General features: G+C 67.7%; 17 protein-coding genes and 2 tRNA genes. 3 read left to right on the top strand and 16 right to left on the bottom strand.

All coding sequences use genetic code 11. The features are described 5' to 3' along the window. Positions 1 to 7: 7 nt before the first annotated feature. The 12 genes from B9N97_RS13710 to B9N97_RS13655 all read right to left on the bottom strand — a co-directional run bounded on the left by B9N97_RS13710 (position 8) and on the right by B9N97_RS13655 (position 10,305). Positions 8 to 934, bottom strand: a complete 927-nt coding sequence (locus B9N97_RS13710) for a GGDEF domain-containing protein (protein WP_143266707.1) — start codon at positions 932 to 934, stop codon at positions 8 to 10. A gap of 140 nt (positions 935 to 1,074) precedes the next feature. After that, entirely contained in the window at positions 1,075 to 2,625 is a 1,551-nt protein-coding gene (gene dnaA / locus B9N97_RS13705; RefSeq protein ID WP_085087300.1) for a chromosomal replication initiator protein DnaA, read from the bottom strand. 567 nt (positions 2,626 to 3,192) lie between these two features. Continuing rightward, positions 3,193 to 3,453: a 30S ribosomal protein S20 gene (rpsT, locus tag B9N97_RS13700; protein ID WP_085087297.1), complete on the bottom strand. Its 261-nt coding sequence runs from the start codon at positions 3,451 to 3,453 to the stop codon at positions 3,193 to 3,195. A 195-nt stretch (positions 3,454 to 3,648) separates the two neighbouring features. Next, positions 3,649 to 4,425: an enoyl-CoA hydratase gene (locus tag B9N97_RS13695; RefSeq protein WP_085087295.1), complete on the bottom strand. Its 777-nt coding sequence runs from the start codon at positions 4,423 to 4,425 to the stop codon at positions 3,649 to 3,651. Between the two features lie 105 nt (positions 4,426 to 4,530). Further along, on the bottom strand, positions 4,531 to 4,962 hold the full coding sequence (locus B9N97_RS13690; protein ID WP_085087293.1) for a hypothetical protein: 432 nt from the start codon (positions 4,960 to 4,962) through the stop codon (positions 4,531 to 4,533). Between the two features lie 12 nt (positions 4,963 to 4,974). Beyond that, entirely contained in the window at positions 4,975 to 5,817 is an 843-nt protein-coding gene (mutM, locus tag B9N97_RS13685; protein WP_085087289.1) for a bifunctional DNA-formamidopyrimidine glycosylase/DNA-(apurinic or apyrimidinic site) lyase, read from the bottom strand. A 262-nt stretch (positions 5,818 to 6,079) separates the two neighbouring features. After that, on the bottom strand, positions 6,080 to 7,030 hold the full coding sequence (gene pip, locus B9N97_RS13680; RefSeq protein ID WP_085090567.1) for a prolyl aminopeptidase: 951 nt from the start codon (positions 7,028 to 7,030) through the stop codon (positions 6,080 to 6,082). 145 nt (positions 7,031 to 7,175) lie between these two features. Then, positions 7,176 to 7,252, bottom strand: a tRNA-Arg gene (locus tag B9N97_RS13675). 131 nt (positions 7,253 to 7,383) lie between these two features. Beyond that, on the bottom strand, positions 7,384 to 8,112 hold the full coding sequence (locus B9N97_RS13670) for an ankyrin repeat domain-containing protein (protein ID WP_167393304.1): 729 nt from the start codon (positions 8,110 to 8,112) through the stop codon (positions 7,384 to 7,386). 56 nt (positions 8,113 to 8,168) lie between these two features. Continuing rightward, a complete protein-coding gene (locus B9N97_RS13665; protein WP_085087283.1) occupies positions 8,169 to 9,590 on the bottom strand; it encodes a hypothetical protein in 1,422 nt (473 codons plus the stop codon). Next, entirely contained in the window at positions 9,587 to 9,964 is a 378-nt protein-coding gene (locus tag B9N97_RS13660) for a hypothetical protein (RefSeq protein WP_085087280.1), read from the bottom strand. Before B9N97_RS13660 ends, B9N97_RS13665 begins: the two co-directional genes overlap by 4 nt. Before the next feature lie 264 nt (positions 9,965 to 10,228). Next, a tRNA-Arg gene (locus B9N97_RS13655) sits at positions 10,229 to 10,305 on the bottom strand. 247 nt (positions 10,306 to 10,552) lie between these two features. Between B9N97_RS13655 and gpt the strand changes: the two genes are divergently transcribed. Beyond that, the gene (gpt, locus tag B9N97_RS13650; protein ID WP_063636029.1) at positions 10,553 to 11,047 is read left to right on the top strand and encodes a xanthine phosphoribosyltransferase; all 495 of its coding nucleotides are present in this window, start codon (positions 10,553 to 10,555) and stop codon (positions 11,045 to 11,047) included. Between the two features lie 167 nt (positions 11,048 to 11,214). Continuing rightward, positions 11,215 to 12,855, top strand: a complete 1,641-nt coding sequence (locus B9N97_RS13645) for a hypothetical protein (protein ID WP_085087277.1) — start codon at positions 11,215 to 11,217, stop codon at positions 12,853 to 12,855. Positions 12,856 to 12,879: 24 nt separating this feature from the next. Here the strand turns inward: B9N97_RS13645 and B9N97_RS13640 are convergent, their stop codons facing one another. The 4 genes from B9N97_RS13640 to B9N97_RS13625 form a co-directional block, all read right to left on the bottom strand. Further along, positions 12,880 to 13,707 carry an ABC transporter permease gene (locus B9N97_RS13640; protein ID WP_085087274.1) on the bottom strand — a complete coding sequence of 276 codons (828 nt, stop codon included), beginning with the start codon at positions 13,705 to 13,707 and terminating at the stop codon, positions 12,880 to 12,882. Then, the gene (locus tag B9N97_RS13635; RefSeq protein ID WP_085087271.1) at positions 13,704 to 14,654 is read right to left on the bottom strand and encodes an ABC transporter permease; all 951 of its coding nucleotides are present in this window, start codon (positions 14,652 to 14,654) and stop codon (positions 13,704 to 13,706) included. The genes B9N97_RS13640 and B9N97_RS13635 overlap by 4 nt, the downstream gene beginning before the upstream one ends. A 27-nt stretch (positions 14,655 to 14,681) precedes the next feature. Further along, complete coding sequence (locus tag B9N97_RS13630) at positions 14,682 to 16,187, bottom strand: ABC transporter substrate-binding protein (protein ID WP_085087268.1); 1,506 nt, start codon at positions 16,185 to 16,187, stop codon at positions 14,682 to 14,684. A 112-nt stretch (positions 16,188 to 16,299) separates the two neighbouring features. Beyond that, positions 16,300 to 18,093 (bottom strand): extracellular solute-binding protein, encoded by a 1,794-nt coding sequence (locus tag B9N97_RS13625; RefSeq protein WP_085087266.1) that lies wholly within the window; start codon positions 18,091 to 18,093, stop codon positions 16,300 to 16,302. Positions 18,094 to 18,257: 164 nt separating this feature from the next. On the opposite strand from B9N97_RS13625, the gene ppa reads away from it, so the two are divergent. Beyond that, on the top strand, positions 18,258 to 18,815 hold the full coding sequence (gene ppa, locus B9N97_RS13620) for an inorganic diphosphatase (protein ID WP_085087263.1): 558 nt from the start codon (positions 18,258 to 18,260) through the stop codon (positions 18,813 to 18,815). Positions 18,816 to 18,850 lie beyond the last annotated feature (35 nt).

The following is an 18,850-nucleotide window of genomic DNA, read 5'->3' as shown; positions in this document are numbered from 1 at the left end:
GAAAGGGTTACATCACGTAGAAGCGGGCCTTCACCGTCACCCCTTCGGCGCCGCGCAGGACGGTGCGGTTGCGGCCGCTGCGCTTGGCGAAATAGAGCGCCTCGTCGGCCTGGGCCATCAAGTCGTTGACCGAGACGGTGTCCTGGTCCAGGCACATGCCGATGCTGACGGTGAAGCCGAAGCTGGACCCGCTGCCGGTTTCCACCGTCAGTTCGGCGGTGGAGCGGCGGATCGCCTCGACGCACGCCAGCGCCGCATCGAGGTCGGCGGCAGGCAGACACAGGCAGAACTCCTCCCCGCCCAGCCGGCCGAGGAAGCCGCCGTCGGGCAGCCGGGCGGCGCAATGGTCGGCGAAGCGCTTCAGCGCGAGGTCGCCGTTGCTGTGGCCGTGGGTGTCGTTGATCGTCTTGAAATGGTCGATGTCGAACATCGCCACCGCCAGCGGCGAGCCGGTCTCCTTCGCGGCGCGGTAGGCCTGTTCCAGCCGTTCCATGAAATAGCGGCGGTTCAGCACCCCGGTCAGGTAATCGGTGTGCAGCATCTCCACCATCACCCGGTGCATGCGGGTGATACGCTCCCCGGCGCGGACGCGGGCGCGCAGCATCGACAGGTCGATGGGCTTGGCCAGGAACTCGTCGGCGCCGGAATCGAAGGCCTCAATCCGCCGGGCCGTCTCGGTGTCGCCGGTCATCAGGATGGTGAAGGTGCGGTGCTGGTCGTCCTCCGCCCGGACATGCCAGCACAGTTCCAGCCCGGTCATCACCGGCATTTCCAGATCGGTGATCAGGATGTGGATGTCGTGGCTGCGGTAGAGCGACAGCGCCTGCGCGCCATCCTCCGCAAGCAACACATGGTAACCGTTGCTTTCCAGATCTGTCCGGATCAGGTCGCGAAAGAACAGGGAATCATCGACGACAAGAATATTCGTTTCCACCACAACACCCACGCCGTCCGCAAAGATTCCGTGCGTGCGGACCTTAGCAAACTTCCCGGCGCGATGGGATAGCGACGTGGCGACACGTCGCGGTTGCTTGGGCGGTTGCTTGGGCGGTTGATTGGTGGACCGAACGAACGTCAGCTTTCGAGCATGCGCCGCAGCAGCTCGACATCTTCGGCGAAGGACGGATCGGTGGTCCGCAGTTCCTCCACCTTCTTCACCGCATGCATGACCGTTGTGTGATCACGGCCGCCGAACTTGCGGCCGATCTCCGGCAGGGAGCGGGCGGTCAGCTGCTTGGCCAGATACATGGCGATCTGGCGCGGGCGGGCCACCGCGCGGGCGCGGCGGGCGGAATGCATGTCGGCGACGCGGATGTTGTAATGCTCCGCCACCCGCTTCTGGATCTCGTCGATGGTGACGCGGCGGTCGTTGGCGCGCAGCAGGTCGTGCAGCACCTCCTGCGTCGTCTCCAGCGTGATGGCGCGGCCGACCAGTTCGGCATGGGCGACGATGCGGTTCAGCGCCCCTTCCAGCTCGCGCACGTTCGACGTGATCTTGTGGGCCAGGAACTCCAGCACCTTCATCGGAATGCTGGCCTGGAGCGCATCGGCCTTGGCCTGGAGGATGCCCAGCCGCAGCTCGTAGGTGGTCGGGTGGATGTCGGCGACCAGCCCCCAGCCGAGGCGGGAACGCAGCCGCTCCTCCATGCCTTCCAGGTCGGACGGGCTCTTGTCGGCGGAGATGATGACCTGCCGGTTCTGGTCGACCAGCGCGTTGAAGGTGTGGAAGAACTCCTCCTGCGTGGAGTCCTTGCCGCTGATGAACTGCACGTCGTCGATCATCAGCACGTCGACCGAGCGGAACTGCTGCTTGAAGGCCATCGTGTCCTTGAAGCGCAGCGCCCGGATGAACTGGTACATGAACTTCTCGGCCGACAGGTACAGCACCTTGCGGTTCGGGTCGTTCTTGCGGATCTGCCAGGCCAGCGCGTGCATCAGGTGGGTCTTGCCCAAGCCCACCCCGCCATAGAGGAACAGCGGGTTGAAGGTCACGGTGGTAGCATCGGCGACGCGCCTCGCGGCGGCGTGGGCCAGCTCGTTCGGCTTGCCGACGACGAAATTCTCGAAGGTGAAGCGCGGGTCGAGCGCGGCCGACAGGTCGGAGCGGTCCTCCAGGATCGCCGGGACGGCGTTCGGCGATTCGTCCGACGCCCCGCCATAGGAGGCGGAGGTGTAGACGGTCGACGGCGCCGGTTCGGCGGAGGACGGCGGCAGCGGACGGGGAGCCGGGCGGGAGTCGGCACCACGGGAGTCGGCGGCTCGCGATTCGAAGCCGCGCGGGGGCGGAGCGGCGCGAGCATGGTCGCGGCCGTCATCACGGCCATCATCACGGTCGTCGTTGTCGGCGACCAGCGCCGCCGGCGGATTGGTGGAAGCGACGATGACGTCGATCGACTGGACTTCCGGATTTTCGCCGGACCAGAGCGCGCGGATGCGGTCGGCATAGTGGGTCAGCACCCAATCGCGCATGAAGCGCGTGGGCACGACGATGCACACCTCGCCGCCGACCAGGCTGGCGACGGACAGCGGCTGAAGCCAGCTCCGGTAGGCGATCTCGCCCACCTCTTCCTTCAGGCGTCCGCGAATGCGCGCCCACTGCTGATCCAACGACACGCCGACCGACATGCTCCCTTACTCCCGCTCCTTCCGCCGGCCGGCCCCACCGCCGTGGCGGCGCGGGATCACCCCGCAACCGGTTCCGCAACCGGAATAGCCGCCCATCTGGTCCAGCCCGGAAGACTCCAGGCGAGGATAACCCCGAACGGAACACTATACCCAAAAAGCACGCGCAAGAGTCGACGGGATCGTAAATCCCGCCCCAAGCACGACAGCTTGTAAGTAAAAGAAGATCGTGCGAACGACCGGGACTCAACAAGCCCTGATCCGGCGTAAGACCTTCAGTATTTCACTGCTGTGTTCAACCGGACACAGAGTGTTGCATCACCCCAATTCGCCCGGCCGAATGGATCAAAAGTCTAACCATGCCGCGGAAATCTGGCAATGGGACAGATGGCGAACGGCCCAAAAAGATAAAAACGTTCGCTTTGACCACAAGACCGATCCCGAATCTCATACGCGACCCTAAGAACAATCTAAGACAATTGTCGAGCATCCGCATATTTACTTTAAACGCAAAAAGCCGCGCCCCGAGTCACGGGCGCGGCTTTTTGAAACCAGCGGATGAAGACTCTATCAGAGAGCCTTGATCGCAGCCGACAGACGCGACAGCTTGCGCGACACGGTGTTCTTGTGCAGCACGCCCTTGGACACGCCGCGCATCAGTTCCGGCTGAGCGGACTTGAACGCCTCGGCGGCGGCGGACTTGTCGCCGCTCTGGATCGCGCCCTCGACCTTCTTCACGAAGGAACGGATGCGGCTGATGCGGGCACGGTTGACTTCCGTGCGACGCTCGGTCTGACGAATGCGCTTTTCAGCGGACTTATGATTGGCCATGGAAACCCTACTCCGAACGACACGGCTGTCGTGATGCGAGCGCGCCTTATACGCGGCAGCGCACCCCGAGTCAAGGCGTGGTCGCCCGATGATTTTGACTAATCGTACTTAAACGACATCTTGATGGGATCTGAACCGTCCCCCGCAAGATGCAGGGGACGGTTCAGCAGGCAGAGTCGAGGGAGAGTCGACGACTCAGCGATTCTTCCAGCCAGGCTGGCGCTTCTCGGCGAAGGCGGCCATGCCTTCCTTCTGGTCTTCGGTGGCGAAGGTCGAATGGAACAGGCGGCGTTCGAAGCGGATGCCTTCGGCCAGGGTCGATTCATAGGCGACGTTGACCGCCTCCTTCGCCATGGCGATGACCGGCTGCGACAGCGAGGCGATCTTGGTGGCGACCTTCACCGCCTCCTCGACCAGCTCGGCCGCCGGGACGACGCGGGAGACGAGGCCGCAACGCTCGGCCTCGGCGGCGTCGATCATGCGGCCGGTCAGGACCATCTCCATCGCCTTGGACTTGCCGACGAAGCGGGTCAGGCGCTGGGTGCCGCCGGCGCCGGGGATGGTGCCGATGGTGACCTCCGGCTGGCCGAACTTGGCGGTGTCGGCGGCCAGGATGAAGTCGGCCATCATTGCCAGCTCGCAGCCGCCGCCCAGCGCGAAGCCGGCAACCGCGGCGATGGTCGGCTTGCGGCACTTGGCAAGCCGCTCCCACTTCGCGGTGATGAAGTTGGAGTTGTAGACATCCATATAGGAGAAGCCGGCCATCTCCTTGATGTCGGCGCCGGCGGCGAAGGCACGCTCCGACCCGGTGACGACGATGGCGCCGATGGCCGAATCGGCCTCGAACGCGTCCAGTGCCTGACCCAGCTCGGTCACCAGCTGGTCGCACAGCGCGTTCAGCGCCTTCGGACGGTTCAGCGTGATCAGGCCGACCGGGCCGCGGGTCTCGACGAGGATGGTTTCATAAGACATGGCTGCAGCACTCTCCCGATGGGGCGAGCCCGGTTGCCTCCGGGACTCGTGGTTGTTGAGATGTTCGATCCTGAACCGGCGCGAGTATGGCGGGTGCCCCCGCGATCAGCGCGGCGTCAAAGTGAAGCGGACGGCGGTCGCGACTTGCCCGCCTGCCGGTTTGGGGAATTCCAGCCGCAGTTCCTCGCCCTCGCGGACGAAAACGCGGTCGGCGGTTCGGCGCCAGCCCAGCTGCGGCAGCGTCTGGTCGTAGAAGGCCAGCACCGCCTGACGCGGCACTTCGCCCGACAGCACGGCCTGGACGATCCGCCCGCCCGGCTTGTCGAAGACCAGCGGTTCCGATTCGGCGGTCGCCAGCCCCGGCATCACCGGAACGTCGGCGGTGCCGGGGACGAACGGCCCGGACTCGGCGACAGCCGGTTGGGCCGCAAGGGCCGGAGGAATGGGAACGAGGAAGCTCCCCAGGCCCGCGACCGCGGGGCCGGCAAGGAGGAAAGCGGCGGACGCCGCCCGGAGCATGGCCGGTAGAGCCGTCATGCCCCAGCTATATCACCGTTGGCGCGCCGCACAAAAGAAAGTCGAGCGGCCGGACTGTACAATCCGCTGAACGCCCCCCGTTCGGGCACGGTCGCAGTCGCAATCGGGGCAGCCCTCCCCCTCCCGGTCGTAGACGGCGAACTGGTGCTGGAAATATCCCAGCTCCCCCGACGCTTGCCGGTAGTCGCGCAAGGAGGAGCCGCCGGCGGCGATCGCGCGCTCCAACACCTCGCGCACCGCCGTGGCGAGGCGGTCGACCTCCTCCGAGATCAGGCTGGCGGATGTCCGGGTCGGCAGGATACCGGACTGGTACAGCGCCTCCGACACATAGATGTTGCCGAGGCCGGCGACGATGCTCTGGTCGAGCAGGGCCGCCTTGATCGGGGTGATCTTGCCGGCCAGCCGGCGGGCCAGATCTGGGCCGGAAAACTCGTTGCCCAGCGGCTCCGGTCCCAGGTTGCGCAGCATCGGGTGGTCGCCCAGCGCGTCGGCCACCGTCAGGTCCATCAACCCGAAGCGGCGGGCGTCGTTGAAGGTGACGACGGTGCCGGCGTCGGTCTCGAACACCACATGGTCGTGCTTGTCGAAGGCGTCCGGCCGTTCGGGCGCGATGATCATGCGGCCGGACATGCCGAGATGGGCGATCAGCACGCCGCCGTCATCCAGATGCATCAGGATGTATTTGGCCCGCCGCCGCACCGACTCGACGCGCCGGCCGGTCAGCCGCTCGCAGAAGCGCGGTGGAAAGGGAGTGCGCAGGTTGGGCCGCCGCTGCTCCACACGGACCAGCCGCCGGCCTTCGAGATGCGGGGCGAGGCCCCGGCACACCGTCTCGACTTCGGGAAGTTCAGGCATCGGCAGAGTGTGGGGTGGGAGGAAGGCGGGTGCAAGGGCGCGAGGCGGTCGGCGGGACGGGAGGTTCGGGAGTTGCGGGCAAGATGAACACGGATGTCACGGATTACAGCACGGATTTCACGGATGTGGCGTTCCGAAGCGGCTGCTGTCGGGTCTGGCCGGCGCACCGCCACGCTCAAGAAAAATCCGTGTAATCCGTGCCTAAATCTGTGACATCCGTGTCAATCTTGTCCTCCGATCCAGCGTCTCCCCGAAACTCCCGTCACCGATACTCCTTGAACCGCTCCGTCGCCTGGATCAGCGCGGCGCGGATGCCGGGTTCCATGGCGGAGTGGCCGGCGTCGGGGACGATGCGGTAGTCGGCCTCCGGCCAGGCGCGGTGCAGCGCGTCGGCGGAGATCACCGGGCAGACGATGTCGTAGCGGCCCTGGACGATCACCCCCGGCAGATGGCGGATGCGCGACACGTCGCGCAGCAGCTTGTCCTCCGGTGTGAAGCGGTTGGAGCGGAAGTAATGTGCCTCGATCCGCGCCAGCCCCAGGGCGTGACGGTCCTCGCCGCTGGCCGCGATCAGGTCGGGCGACGGCAGCAGGGAGGAGCAACTGCCCTCATAGACGCTCCACACCCGGGCCGCGGCCATGCGCACCATCGGGTCGGCCGAATCGAGCCGCTTCCAGTAGGCCTCCAGCAGATCGTCGCGCTCGTCCTCCGGGATATGGCCGGCGAAGGCGGCCCAGGCCTCGGGAAAGAGGATGCGCATGGAATAGAGGAACCAGTCGATCTCCGCCTTCCGCATCAGGAAGATGCCGCGCAGGATCAGGCCCAGGCAGCGGTCGGGATGGGTCTGGGCATAGGCCAGCGCCAGCGTCGAGCCCCAGGAGCCGCCGAACAGGTGCCAGCGCTCGATGCCCAGATGCCGGCGCAGCGTCTCGATGTCCTCGACCAGCCTCTCCGTGGTGTTCTCCCGCGTTTCACCCAGCGGCGTGGAGCGGCCGGCGCCGCGCTGGTCCATCACGACGATGCGGTAATGGGCGGGGTCGAAGAAGCGGCGGTGGGTGGGCGAGGCGCCGGCCCCCGGCCCGCCATGCAGGAACATCACCGGCACGCCGCGCGGGTTGCCCGCCTGCTCCCAATAGACCGTGTGGATCCCGTCGACGGCGAGCGTGCCGGTCTGGAACGGGTCGATGGGCGGATAAAAGTCGCTGCGGGGCATGGCCATGCATCCAGTGGTCCGGGCCACAAGTGTAGAGGAGCCACTGGGGCTTGCGCCAGCGCGACGAAGTCGTGAAGCGACCCGTCAAACGACAAAGGCCGCCCGGAGGCGGCCTTGCGTGTCGATCATGTCTTTCCAGGGAAGATGGCGCGCCCGAAGAGATTCGAACTCCTGACCCTCAGATTCGTAGTCTGATGCTCTATCCAGCTGAGCTACGGGCGCGCTGTGTCGTCTTCACTGTCGGCACCGGCGGTGGGCCGTCGGCGTTGAGGCGCGCAACCTACTCAAAAGCTTCACCGGGCGCAAGCGCTTTTCTTCGAAAAAATTCCGGCGCGTCGCCCGGCCGATTTCCCCTACAGCCGGTCGGCCATGCCGGCGCAATCCAGCACCACACCGCGCCGCGCGAAGGCGGCGAACAGGCCGCGCACCGCCTCGCGATGGGCCGGCGGAATGCGCAAGGGGCGCGGTCTGGTGAAGAAGTTGCAGAAGGACTCGCCGGCGGTGAACTGGGTGCGGCCGCCGGGGCTGCGCCAGCCGGTGTCGGCCCCCAGGTCGAGCAGCGCCGTAGCGCTCGCCCAGCTCATGCTCTCCACCGCCGCCAGGAGCGGCGTCGCGTTGCCCCATACGACATTGAGATCGACGCCGGCGCGGGCCAACAGCCGCAGATGCTCCGGCTGGTCGGAACGTACGGCCTCGTGGATCACCGGCTTGTCGTTGCTCCCACGGGCATTGGGATCGGCCCGCCCGGCCAGCAGGACGCGGGTGAAGGCGGGATCCTCCAGGCGCACCGCATAGATCAGCGGCGGCTCGCCTGCCGCCGTCTTCACATTGGCGTCGGCACCGGCGGCCAGCAGCGCCTTGGCCGTCTCGTTGGTCGGAGCGGGAAAGATGAAGAAGATCGGGCGGAAGCCGTCGCGGCCGACGCCGTTGGGGTCGACACCGCCGCGCAGAGCCTCGACCACCCTGGATACGCGGCCTTCCTGCACGTCGTCGGCCAGGGCCGCCAGCTTCGGATCGTCGAAATAGCGGCTGGTGTCCAGTCTGCGGGCGGTGGCGCCCATGGCGTTGCTCTCCTGACTCATTGCACATCCGGCGGCGAGGACGACCGCCAACATCACACGGAAGACCAGCCGGAGCCTCATCCGGACGCCCCCTGCCCCGATGCCTCTTGCCCCGGCATATCCTGCAGGGTGGCGACGTCCTCGCTCTTCTCGCGCTCGATGCCGTTGATGGCGCTGAGGATGGAATGCTGCCCGCCCGGGCTGGTCATCGGCACCGGGTTGCCGGCATCGTCGAGCGCCGGGACGGTGACGACCGGCCCGATGGCCGGCGGCAGCAGGTTGCCCTGACTGACGAGATTCTTCAACGCGCGGGGGAAAGCGGTGGTTCCGCCTTCCACCAGCTGGCGCGTGTCGGGGGAAAGAAAAGGAAAGCCCAGCTTGTCGGCGACGAAGTTGCCGGCGGCCACCGGCATGCCGATCCCGGACCCCAGACCGCCGGCCAGCAGCCCGACCCCCGATTGCAGGGCGGCCGAGTTCTGGATGCCGGTCAGGGGATCGCCGGGTGTCCGGAACTGCAGGAAGTCCGAAGGATCGCCGGTGTCGCCGCCCACCGTATTGGGATTGAGGCCGGCGGCGTTGAACATCATGCCGGTCAGGCCGCCGGACACGCCCGCCGCCTGCGCCTTGCCGCCGCCGAGCGAATGGCCGGTGACCATGACGTCGGGACCGAGCTTGTTGGCGACGTTGGCGCCGAGTTGGGCGGCGGCCTTGTACTGGATCGTCTCGCCCCCCAGCGCCTGATCCATGTTCGTCTGCAGGTCTTCCATCTCGCTCGGCACCGTGCCGCGGAAGGCCAGGACCGTCTGCTGTCCGCCCGGCCAATCGGCAGGCGTGCGGTAGATCGTGGCCTTGGCGTCGCGCAGCAGCGCCGGATCGATGCCGGCCTCGCCCAGTTCCGAGTCGCTTATCGCCGTCCAGCCGAGTGGCGGATCGTTCTTGGGCGGCTTTCCGTACTGGTCGTAGGTGTCGCCCGACAAGCGGGCCAGTTCGACCGCCCGGTTGTCGCGGGCCAGCCGTTCGGCCGCCGCCTTCTGCGCCGGGGTGCTGCCGGGGCCGCGCCCCTTGTCGATCAGGGACTGGCGCTGGTTCAGCCGGTCGATCTTGGCCTCGACCGAGTTCGGGCAGGCTTCGACCACCCGCCGGCGCGGCGTGCGGGCCGGGGACAGCTGCTCCTTCGCCGCCTTGTAGAGGCGGCCGACCACCGGATGCGACTCCATCGCCTTGTCGGCGAGATAAGCGGTGCCCTGGACCGCCGCCTTCCCGGTCTCGGCGGCGGCGCGCATGCCGAAGCCGGCAACGCGGCCGCTGGCCTTGGCGGTCTCGACCACCGCGTCGCCCGCGGCACTCGCCGCCGATTTGGCCATGTCGGCCGCCGCCGAAGCCATATCGGCTGCCGCCGACGCGGCGGCCTGCGCGGAGGAGGCGGCCCGCACCGCGGCTTGCCGTGCGGCGTCGGAGGCCGCCGCGTAGGCCTCGGCCAGCGCATCGCCCCAGCTCATGCCGCGCCGTCCTTCCGGCCTTCCGCCAGCAGGGCGAAGAGGGTCAGGGCGGTGCGCTCGACGGCATCGGCCTTTTCGGTCGGCGTCAGCGCCGGATCCTTCAGGATTTGGGTCATGGCCGGAAAGCGGCGATCGAAGTCGATCCCCATCGTCCAGGCGGTGACGATATAGCGGCCGAGGTCGCGCTCCGTCTCCAGCCCGTATCCCCGCGCCCGCTCATATTGCTGGCGCAGGGTCTGCCGTCCCTCGGCAGTGTCGAGAACCGGGCCGGCCTTGGGATCCGACTGTGTCAGGATGCGGGTCATCTTCCACAGGAATCCTTCCACCGCCAGCGTTTCGACCTGCTGGTCCGAAAGCGTGAGACCGGATGCCATGCCCCTCTCTTCCGCTCGCAATAAAGCCGCATCGGAGTGCGACTGTATGAGGGCAACCGAAGACGCAACAGCAATTTCGGGGGCATAGGCCGGACGGCCGAACTCCAGTGGGCCGAACTTCAGTGGGCCGAACTCCGGCGGCTCAAATCCGACACAGGAAGGGCCGGCAAAGGAAGGACGGCAAAGCCTGAAAGCAGAAAAAGCGGCCGAAGGGCCGCCTGCTGTCAAATCACCGGATTTTCAGGACTTGTATTCGAAGCAGAATGGCGCGCCCGAAGAGATTCGAACTCCTGACCCTCAGATTCGTAGTCTGATGCTCTATCCAGCTGAGCTACGGGCGCGCTGTGTATTCTGCGATGTCCGGCCATATCGCCGTTCATCCATCCCGGCGTGGGCGGCAGGCCGTCGGCGTCGAGGCGCGCAACATACTCAAAGCCCCCCTGCCCCGCAAGCGCTTTTTTCACGAATTTTTGCCCGCCCGGCGACACCCCTGCGACCGCGGGTCCAGTGTATACGAATCGCCCCCGATTGCCGGGCGGCGGCGGCTGGGTTATACAGTCCGCTTGCTGTTTTTGGAGAGTCAGTACCGTGGCCGAAGCCCCCTTCAACAAGCATTTCCCGGTGTCCTGGGAAGAGCTCCACCGCAATGCCAAGGCGCTGGCCTGGCGCCTGATCGACCGCGGCCCGTGGAAGGGCATCATCGCGATCACGCGCGGCGGCATGGTTCCTGCGGCGATCATCGCGCGCGAGCTTGAGATCCGCATGATCGACACCGTCTGCGTCTCCAGCTATGACCACCAGCAGCAGCGCAACGCGACGGTGCTGAAGGGTGTCGAGGGCGCCAATGCCGGCGACGGCGAGGGCTGGCTGATCATCGACGATCTGGTGGACACCGGCAAGACGGCGGAAGTCGTGCGCAAGATGCTGCCGAAGGCGCATTTCGCCACCGTCTACGCCAAGCCGGCCGGCCGGCCGCTGGTCGACACCTTCATCACCGAAGTCAGCCAGGACACCTGGATCCACTTCCCCTGGGACATCGAGCTGCAGTTCTCGCAGCCGATCGCCAAGCTGCGCAACAGCTGAGCGTCCAGGGGCCTCGGCGCGGCCGTCCGCAACCGGCGGGGCCGCGCCGCCCCCCCTGTGGTCTCTTCGGTTCATTACATAAAAATTTACCGTTTGCGTCCTAAATGACGCGCGGCGGCGCCTGTGCGCCCGCCCATCGCCTTTCAATATCGCGTGGCGGCCCGCGCATGACCGACGAAATACGCCCGGAAGAGCTGCACCAGGACGAGCTGCGGCACAAGATCGACGCCCTGGTGGCGCGGCTGCCGGCCAGCCTCGTCTACAGCCTGCTGAGCGAGATCGAGGGCATGGACAGCGAGCCGACCGACCGCGTCCAGCTCGTCCGCCAATATGTCATCGAATATCTGAACCGCCAGCGCACCAACCGCGCCCGGCGGCTGTTCACCAACCTGTTCGAAGCCTTCCTGATCGACGACGACGTGCTCTATCACGGCGGCGTCGCCATCCCCGGCATGCTGCAGCGAGTCGATGTCGGCGCCCTGTGGGAGGCGCTGAGCCGCGACGCCTTCCCGCTGCTGGCGGTGGAGGCGCAGGAGACGCTGGACGAGATGGCGCGCGGCGAGGTGATCGACCGCATCCTGCGCTCCCCCGTCGCCATGGTGATGAAGGAGCGGATGCGCGTCGCCGCGGTCAAGCATCTGGACGCGGTGCTGGCGAACAAGAAGGCGACGGACGAGCTGCTGGCCGGCATGTCGCGCAACCGGCCGCGCCGCACCCGGCTGATGTCGGGATTCCTGGAAAAGACGCCGGCCATCGACGTCAACACGCTGCGGCTGATGCATCTGGTGCTGACCCATGCCGAGGGCGCCGGCAAGGCGGTCGCCGACCGGCTGGAGGAGTTCCCCGCCAGCTGCGGCGGCGAGGTGGAGGCGAACCGGCTGGCCGACCGGCTGCTGGATGCGACGGACCAGTTGCGCGACCGCTGCGGGGACGATCTGGCCAACCTGCTGCCGCTGTCGGTGCTGACGGTGAAGCGCAACTATCCGGTGGCGGCGCTGTATATCCGGCAGAGCGGCGTCGATCCCGGCCGCGGCGACGCCATGACCGCGGCGCTGACCGGCCATTTCATCGGCGTCACCCGCGCGCTGACCGCGGCGCTGACCGTCATCCTGAAGCTGAACGACCGGGTCCCCGGCTCCGCCATCCGGCCCAGCGCCAAGGAGAAGGCGCGGCTGGAAGCGCTGGTGCAGCGTCTGGACCAGCTGGTCCACGCCGCCACCTCGGCCGGGTTGATGGAGGATCGCCGCAGCGAACCGGCCTTCCGCAACGCCTGGACCCAGGCGGCGAAGATCATCGGATCGCGCGTCGCCGCGGTGGCGATGGAACGCTCCGCCCAGGCGGCAGCCGCCCGGCGCCAGCCGGTCATCGACCATGCCGACATCGTGTGGCTCGACCGGCTGCTGTGGCGCTGGCAGGGGATGTCGCGCGATTTCGGGTTCGAGACCTACGATCTGGTGAAGTGGCGCGAAAGCCTGCTGGAGGAGCTGCGCGCCAATGTCGAGAAGGCGATGAAGTTCGAGGAGACCGACCCGCTGGACGAGCGGATGGAGCATCTCCTGCGTATCGACGGCATCGCCGGCGTGTTCGGCCAGCGCGTCAGCGCCTGGATCCCCACCTTCAGCCACAACATGACCCGCCTGCTGTCGCACCGGCTGGAGCGCGGCGGCGAACTGAGCGCGGAGGAGCAGGCGATCATCGACGACCTCGTCGCCACCGCGCGCACGGAGGTCGGCAAGTCGCGCTATTGGAAAAGCAACGAGCTGATGGACCTGATCGAACTGTCGGAGCGGACGCGGCAGGTGGGGTGAACGGTCGCCCTTGCATCACCCCCCTCACATGACTCCAGACGACCGATGCCGCGGGTCGAGCCAATCCCGCAAGCCATCCCCCAGCATCGTCAGCCCCATGACGCTCAGCGCAATCGCCACACCCGGAAACACCGCCTGCAAGGGCGCGGTGAACAGGTAGGTCTGGGCGTCGCCCAGCATCCGGCCCCAGCTTGGGCTGGGCGGCTGGATGCCGAGGCCGAGATAACTCAGCGCCGCCTCGTTGACGATGGCGACGGCGAACAGGACGGTGGCCTGGACCACGACGATGCCGGCGATGTTGGGCAGCACATGCACCAGCGTCGCCGACAAGGGACCCCGCCCCAGCGCCAGCGCCGCGCCGACGAAGGGCCGCCGCCACACCGCCAGCGCCGCGCCACGGGTGACGCGGGCCAGCACCGCGGCATTGAACAGCGCCAGCGCCAGCACGACGTTGACCGCCCCGGCGCCCAGCACCGCCGTCAGCAGGATCGCCGTCAGCACGGCCGGAAAGGCGAAGACCAGATCGCCCAGCCGCGCCACCACCTCGTCGCCCCAGCGGCCGAGCGCGGCGGCGAGCAGCCCCAGCGGCACCCCGCCCAGCAGCCCCAGCCCGACCGCCGCCGCGCCGACGGCCAGCGAGTTGCGGGCGCCGACCATGATCATCGACAGCACGTCGCGCCCGAAATGGTCGGTGCCGAGCCAATGGGCGGCGCTGGGCGGCTTCAGCCGGGCGATCACCCGCACCTGCTCCGCCGGATAGGGCGTCCACAGCAGCGACAGCAGCGCCATGGCGACCAGCAGCAGGGTCAGCGCGGCGCCGAGATGAAGGGAGAGGGGGAGACGCCGCCTCACGACGACAACCCTTTAGGCCGCGGATCGGCGAGCGCGCAGGCGATGTCGACCAGGGCGTTCACCACGACGACGAACAGCGCCAGCAGCACGACCACCCCCTGCACCACGATCAGGTCGCGCTGGCCGATGGCCTGATAGAGCAGCCGGCCCAGCCCCGGCAGGGTGAAGACATTCTCCACCACCACCGCCCCGGCCACCAGGAAGGAGATCTGCAGCCCAAGCACCGTCGCCACCGGGATCAGGGCGTTGGGCAGGGCATGGCGCAGCAGGACTGCGGCACGGCCGACGCCCTTGGCGCGGGCGGTGCGGATGTGGTCCTCGGCCAGCGTGTCGAGCACGGCGGTCCGGGTAACGCGGGCGAGGATGGCGGCCTCCGGCAGCGCCAGCGCCAGTGCCGGAAGCAGCAGCGCATGCAGGGCCGGGCCGATGCCGCCGCCCCAGCCCGGAAAGCCGCCGGCCGGGAACCAGTGCAGGGTCAGCGAGAACAGCAGGATCAGCAGGATGGCGATCCAGAAGCTGGGCATCGACACGCCGAGCTGCGAGAAGCCCAGCACCGCCCAATCCCCGCCCCTGCCCCGCCGCGCCGCCGCCAGCAGGCCGAGCGGCAAGGCCAGCGCCGTGCTGATGACCAGGGACAGCAGGGCCAGCGGCAGGGTCACCGCCAGCCGCTCCACCACCAGCTCCGCCACCGGACGGGCGTAGGTCAGGCTGACGCCGAGGTCGCCGCGGGCGAGCGCACCGGCCCACTGCAGGTAGCGGGTAAGGATCGGCTGGTCGAGCCCCATCTGGCCGCGCAGGGCCGCCAGCGTGTCGGGCTGCGCGTTGACGCCCAGCATCAGCAGGGCCGGGTCGCCCGGAACCAGCTGCAGCACCGCAAAGACCACGATGCTGGCCAGCCAGACGGTGACGATCAGGCTGACCAGCCGTCGCAGCAGGAACGCAAGCACGCCGGGGCTATCCTTACTTGGCTGAAGCTATTTCCAGGAGACGCCGGTGACGTCGTTGGCCTGGATCGGGCGGTTCACCCACATTCCGGTCAGGCCGGCCTTCTGCACCGTCACCGACGGCAGCATGAAGAGGAAGCCGTTGACCGCATCCTCCGCCAGCACCTTCTGCTCCTCGCCATAGAGCGCGTTGCGCTTGGCCGGGTCCTGGGTGCGGTTCAGCTCGTCGTTCAGGGCGTTGAATCGCTCGCTCTTGTAATTGAAGTAGTAGTCGGGCCGTGCATAGATGTCGATGTCCAGCGGCTCGGTGTGGGCGATCATGGTCAGGTCGTAATCCTTGCCCTTGAACGTCTTTTCCAGCCAGGCCGCCCATTCCACCGGCTCGATCTTCGCGCGGATGCCGACCTCCGCCAGCATGGCGGCGACCAGTTCCCCGCCGCGCCGCGCATAGGGCGGCGGCGGCAGGCGCAGCGTGGTGTCGAAACCGTTCGGGTATCCCGCCTCGGCCAGCAGCGCCTTGGCCTTGGCCGGGTCGTAGGGGTACAGGCCGGTCAGGTCGACATAACCCTCGCGGTGCGGCGGGAAATGGCTGCCGATGGCAACGCCGTTGCCATAGAGCACGCCGTCGATCAGCGTTTTGCGGTCGATGGCATGAGCCATGGCGCGGCGGACGCGGACATCGTCGAAAGGCTTGCGGGCGTTGTTGGTCGACAGGATCGTCTCGCCCTCCGTCGAGCCGACCGTCACCGTGAATTTCGGGTCGTTGCGGAACTCGGGCAGCGCTTCATAGGTGCTGAACAGGGTGAAGGCGTCGATGTCGCCGGCCTTCAGCGCCGCCACCTGGGCGGCGGGGTCGCTGATGAAGCGGAAGGTCACGCGGTCGAGCTTCGGCTTCACGCCGTCATAGTCGGGGTTGCGGTCCAGCACGACGCGGTCGCCGGCGACCCAGCGGTCGAACCTGAAGGGACCGGTGCCGACCGGCTTCTGCTTGTTGGTCGCCGCCGATTCCGGGGCGACGATGGCGGCGTCGCCGCTCGCCATGTGGAACAGGAACAGGCCGTCGGGGCGCGACAGGGTGACGACCACCGTCTGCGGATCCGGCGTCTCTATCTTGGAGATCGGGGCGAAATAAGCCTTCTGGGCGTTGACGGAGTCGGCGGCGCGGGCGCGGTCCAGCGTGAACTTCACGTCGGCGGAATCGGCGGCGGTGCCGTCATGGAACTTCGCGTTCGGGCGCAGGGTGAAGCGGTAGGTCAGCCCGTCGTCCGACACCGTCCAGCGTTCCGCCAGACCGGGGATCAGCTTGCCGTCGGCATCGACGCGCAGCAGCGGTTCGAACAGGTTGGCGTAGGTGACTTCCTTGATGGCGCCGGCCGCGCCGGCGGTCGGGTCCAGATGCGGCGGCTCCAGCGCCATGCCGACGACGAGGTCGGTGCGCGGCTGGGCCGTTGCCGTCAGGGAGGTGGCGGCCAGCGCCAGGGACGCGAAGGTGGCTGCTGCGGCAGCCAGGGTGAAACGCTGCTTGGCGGTCGACATGGTTGGCAAACTCCCCCGTCTCGTCGTTATCGACGTTCTCTTTGCCGCGATGATGCGGTGCGGCGCGGGAGAGCGCAAGCGAAGCCGCCGCCGGTTTCCATTGCCCCTCCGGCTATTCCACCCACCAGCTTTCCAGCATCGGGCCATAGAGCGGCGTGACGGCGGGACGATGCAGGGTCGACCAGCGGGCGATGCGGTCCACCGGGCTGTGGAACAGCGGGACCATGTAATGCCCCCACAGCAGCACCCGGTCCAACGCCCGCACCCGGCCGACCAGGGCGGCCCGCGTCGTGGCGGCGGCGATGGAGCGGGCGAGCGCATCGACCACCGGGTCGCGGATGCCGGCAAGGTTGCGGCTGCCCTCCTGCCCCGCCGCATCGGATCCGTAATAATAGAGCTGCTCATTGCCCGGCGACAGGCTGGACGCCCACCAGCGCATGGTCATATCGAAATCGAAACCATCAAGACGGGCCTGGAACTGCGCGCTGTCCACCGTGCGGACGCGCGCCTCGATTCCCAGCGGCTCCAGCGAGCGGGCGAACTCCAGCGCCACCCGCTCCTCCGCCGGGTCGGACAGGAGGATTTCGAAGGCGAAACGATTGCCCGCCGCATCTCTCAGCCGGCCATCGCGCACCCGCCAGCCGGCCTGCTCCAGCAGCCGCATCGCCTCGCGCCGGTTGGCGCGCAGGCCGGCGGGGCCATTCCCGCTGTCGGGCAAGGTGAAGGGCCTGGTGAAGAGGTCGGGCGGCAGGCGGTCGCGGAAGGGTTCCAGCGCCCGCAACTCCTCGCCCTCCGGCAGGCCGCGGGCGGCGAGTTCGGAGTTGGGATAGTAGCTGGCGGTGCGGGTCAGCAGGCCGTGGAACAGGTTGCGGCCGATCCAATCGAAATCGGCCGCCATCCCCAGCGCCCGGCGCACCCGGACATCGGCGAAGATCGGCCGGCGGGTGTTGAAGATCAGGCCGCGCGCCGGTTCGGGGCGGTGGTTCGGCAACTCCTCCCGGACGATGCGGCCGTCGCGCAGGGCAGGGCCGTCGTAGCCGGTGGCCCATTTGGCCGGATCGCTTTCGTAACGAACGTCGCCCTGCCCGGCCTTGAAGGCCTCCAGCGCCACCGAATCGTCGCGGTAATAGTCGAACTCCAGGCGGTCGGCGTTGAACTGGCCGACGCGGGTCGGCAGGTCGCGGCCCCAATAGTCGGGCACCCGCTCGTAGACGATGCGGCGGCCGGGATCGACCGAGGCGATGCGGTAGGGACCGCTGCCCAGGATCGGCTCCAGCGTCGTGCGGCTGAAGTCGCGGGTCGACCAGAAGGCCTTGGAATGGATCGGCATCAGCCCCATCAGCAGCGGCATCTCGCGGTCGACGGTGCCGTCCGGGTTGGCGGCGAAGGCGAAGCGGACGGTCTGCGGGTCGGGCGCCTCGGCCGCCGCGACCTTGGCGTAGAACAGGCGTCGGTTGGGGGTGCCGTGCTGCCGCTGGGCCTCCAGCGAGAACAGCACGTCGCCGGCGGTCAGCGGCGTCCCGTCCTGCCAGCGCGCCTTGGGGTTGATGTGGAAGGTGACGGCGGAGCGGTCGTCCGCCACCTCCACCCGGTCGGCCAGCAGGCCGTAGAGCGAGAAGGGCTCGTCCCACGACCGCGTCAGCAGCGTTTCGAAGACATAGCCCATCCCAAGCGCCGGCACGCCCTTGACGATGTGCGGATGCAGGCTGTCGAAGCTGCCGGTCACCGCCTGCCGGATGGTGCCGCCCTTCGGCGCCGCCGGGTTGACGTAAGCGAAGGCGGTGAAATCCGGCGGCAATGCCAGATCGCCGTGCATGGCTATGCCGTGGTGGGGGGACTCAGCCAGCGTCGAATGGGGCGCCAGCAGAGCCAGAAGGGTGAGGAGAAGAGCGATCGGGCGGGCCATGGCCGTCAGGGTTGCCGCTTTGCCGCACCTGCGCAAGAGCCAGCGCAAGTTCCTTGGACTCAGGGTGCGTTCCGCCTAAACTCCCGCCCCGCGTGGCGCCGGACCGGGCATCGGCGCCAAAACAAGAACGTGCCCTGAATACGCCAGTCGAAGGAACGCGATACATGGATCTGAGCAAGCTCGCCGCGGGCAAGAATCCCCCCTGGGACGTCAACGTCGTCATCGAGATTCCGATCGGCGGCCAGCCGGTGAAGTACGAGGTCGACAAGGAATCGGGCGCGGTGTTCGTCGACCGTTTCCTGCACACCGCCATGTTCTATCCCTGCAACTACGGCTTCATCCCGCACACCCTGTCGGGTGACGGCGATCCGGTGGACGTCTGCGTCGTCGGCCAGCATGGCGTCGTCCCGGGCGCGGTCCTGCGCTCGCGTCCCATCGGCGTCCTGTACATGGAGGACGAGGCCGGCGAGGACGAGAAGCTGCTGGCCGTTCCGGTCGACAAGCTGCACCCGTTCTACACCGACGTGAAGGACTACACCGACCTGCCGTCCATCGTGATCGAGCAGATCGCCCACTTCTTCGAGCACTACAAGGATCTCGAGAAGAACAAGTGGGTGAAGGTCCGCGGCTGGGGCAACGCCGAAGAGGCCGCCAAGAAGATCGAGGAAGGCCTGGCCCGCGCCCTGGAAGCCAACAAGGGCACCCCGGGTCCGGTGGTCTGAAGGTAGCGGCGATTTCGGATCGCCCATGAAGCGGC

The organism is Azospirillum oryzae (assembly GCF_900177515.1).
Classification (GTDB): Bacteria; Pseudomonadota; Alphaproteobacteria; order Azospirillales; family Azospirillaceae; genus Azospirillum; species Azospirillum oryzae_A.
This window is presented reverse-complemented; position numbering and strand designations above follow the sequence as displayed.

What these genes read in the sequence shown, in the direction of transcription:
- dnaA (WP_085087300.1), bottom strand. Translation starts at nt 2,625, where the DNA reads ATGTCGGTCGGCGTGTCGTTGGATCAGCAGTGGGCGCGCATTCGCGGA.
- rpsT (WP_085087297.1), bottom strand. Translation starts at nt 3,453, where the DNA reads ATGGCCAATCATAAGTCCGCTGAAAAGCGCATTCGTCAGACCGAGCGT.
- B9N97_RS13695 (WP_085087295.1), bottom strand. Translation starts at nt 4,425, where the DNA reads ATGTCTTATGAAACCATCCTCGTCGAGACCCGCGGCCCGGTCGGCCTG.
- B9N97_RS13690 (WP_085087293.1), bottom strand. Translation starts at nt 4,962, where the DNA reads ATGACGGCTCTACCGGCCATGCTCCGGGCGGCGTCCGCCGCTTTCCTC.
- mutM (WP_085087289.1), bottom strand. Translation starts at nt 5,817, where the DNA reads ATGCCTGAACTTCCCGAAGTCGAGACGGTGTGCCGGGGCCTCGCCCCG.
- pip (WP_085090567.1), bottom strand. Translation starts at nt 7,030, where the DNA reads ATGCCCCGCAGCGACTTTTATCCGCCCATCGACCCGTTCCAGACCGGC.
- B9N97_RS13670 (WP_167393304.1), bottom strand. Translation starts at nt 8,112, where the DNA reads ATGAGTCAGGAGAGCAACGCCATGGGCGCCACCGCCCGCAGACTGGAC.
- B9N97_RS13665 (WP_085087283.1), bottom strand. Translation starts at nt 9,590, where the DNA reads ATGAGCTGGGGCGATGCGCTGGCCGAGGCCTACGCGGCGGCCTCCGAC.
- B9N97_RS13660 (WP_085087280.1), bottom strand. Translation starts at nt 9,964, where the DNA reads ATGGCATCCGGTCTCACGCTTTCGGACCAGCAGGTCGAAACGCTGGCG.
- B9N97_RS13645 (WP_085087277.1), top strand. Translation starts at nt 11,215, where the DNA reads ATGACCGACGAAATACGCCCGGAAGAGCTGCACCAGGACGAGCTGCGG.
- B9N97_RS13630 (WP_085087268.1), bottom strand. Translation starts at nt 16,187, where the DNA reads ATGTCGACCGCCAAGCAGCGTTTCACCCTGGCTGCCGCAGCAGCCACC.
- B9N97_RS13625 (WP_085087266.1), bottom strand. Translation starts at nt 18,093, where the DNA reads ATGGCCCGCCCGATCGCTCTTCTCCTCACCCTTCTGGCTCTGCTGGCG.
- ppa (WP_085087263.1), top strand. Translation starts at nt 18,258, where the DNA reads ATGGATCTGAGCAAGCTCGCCGCGGGCAAGAATCCCCCCTGGGACGTC.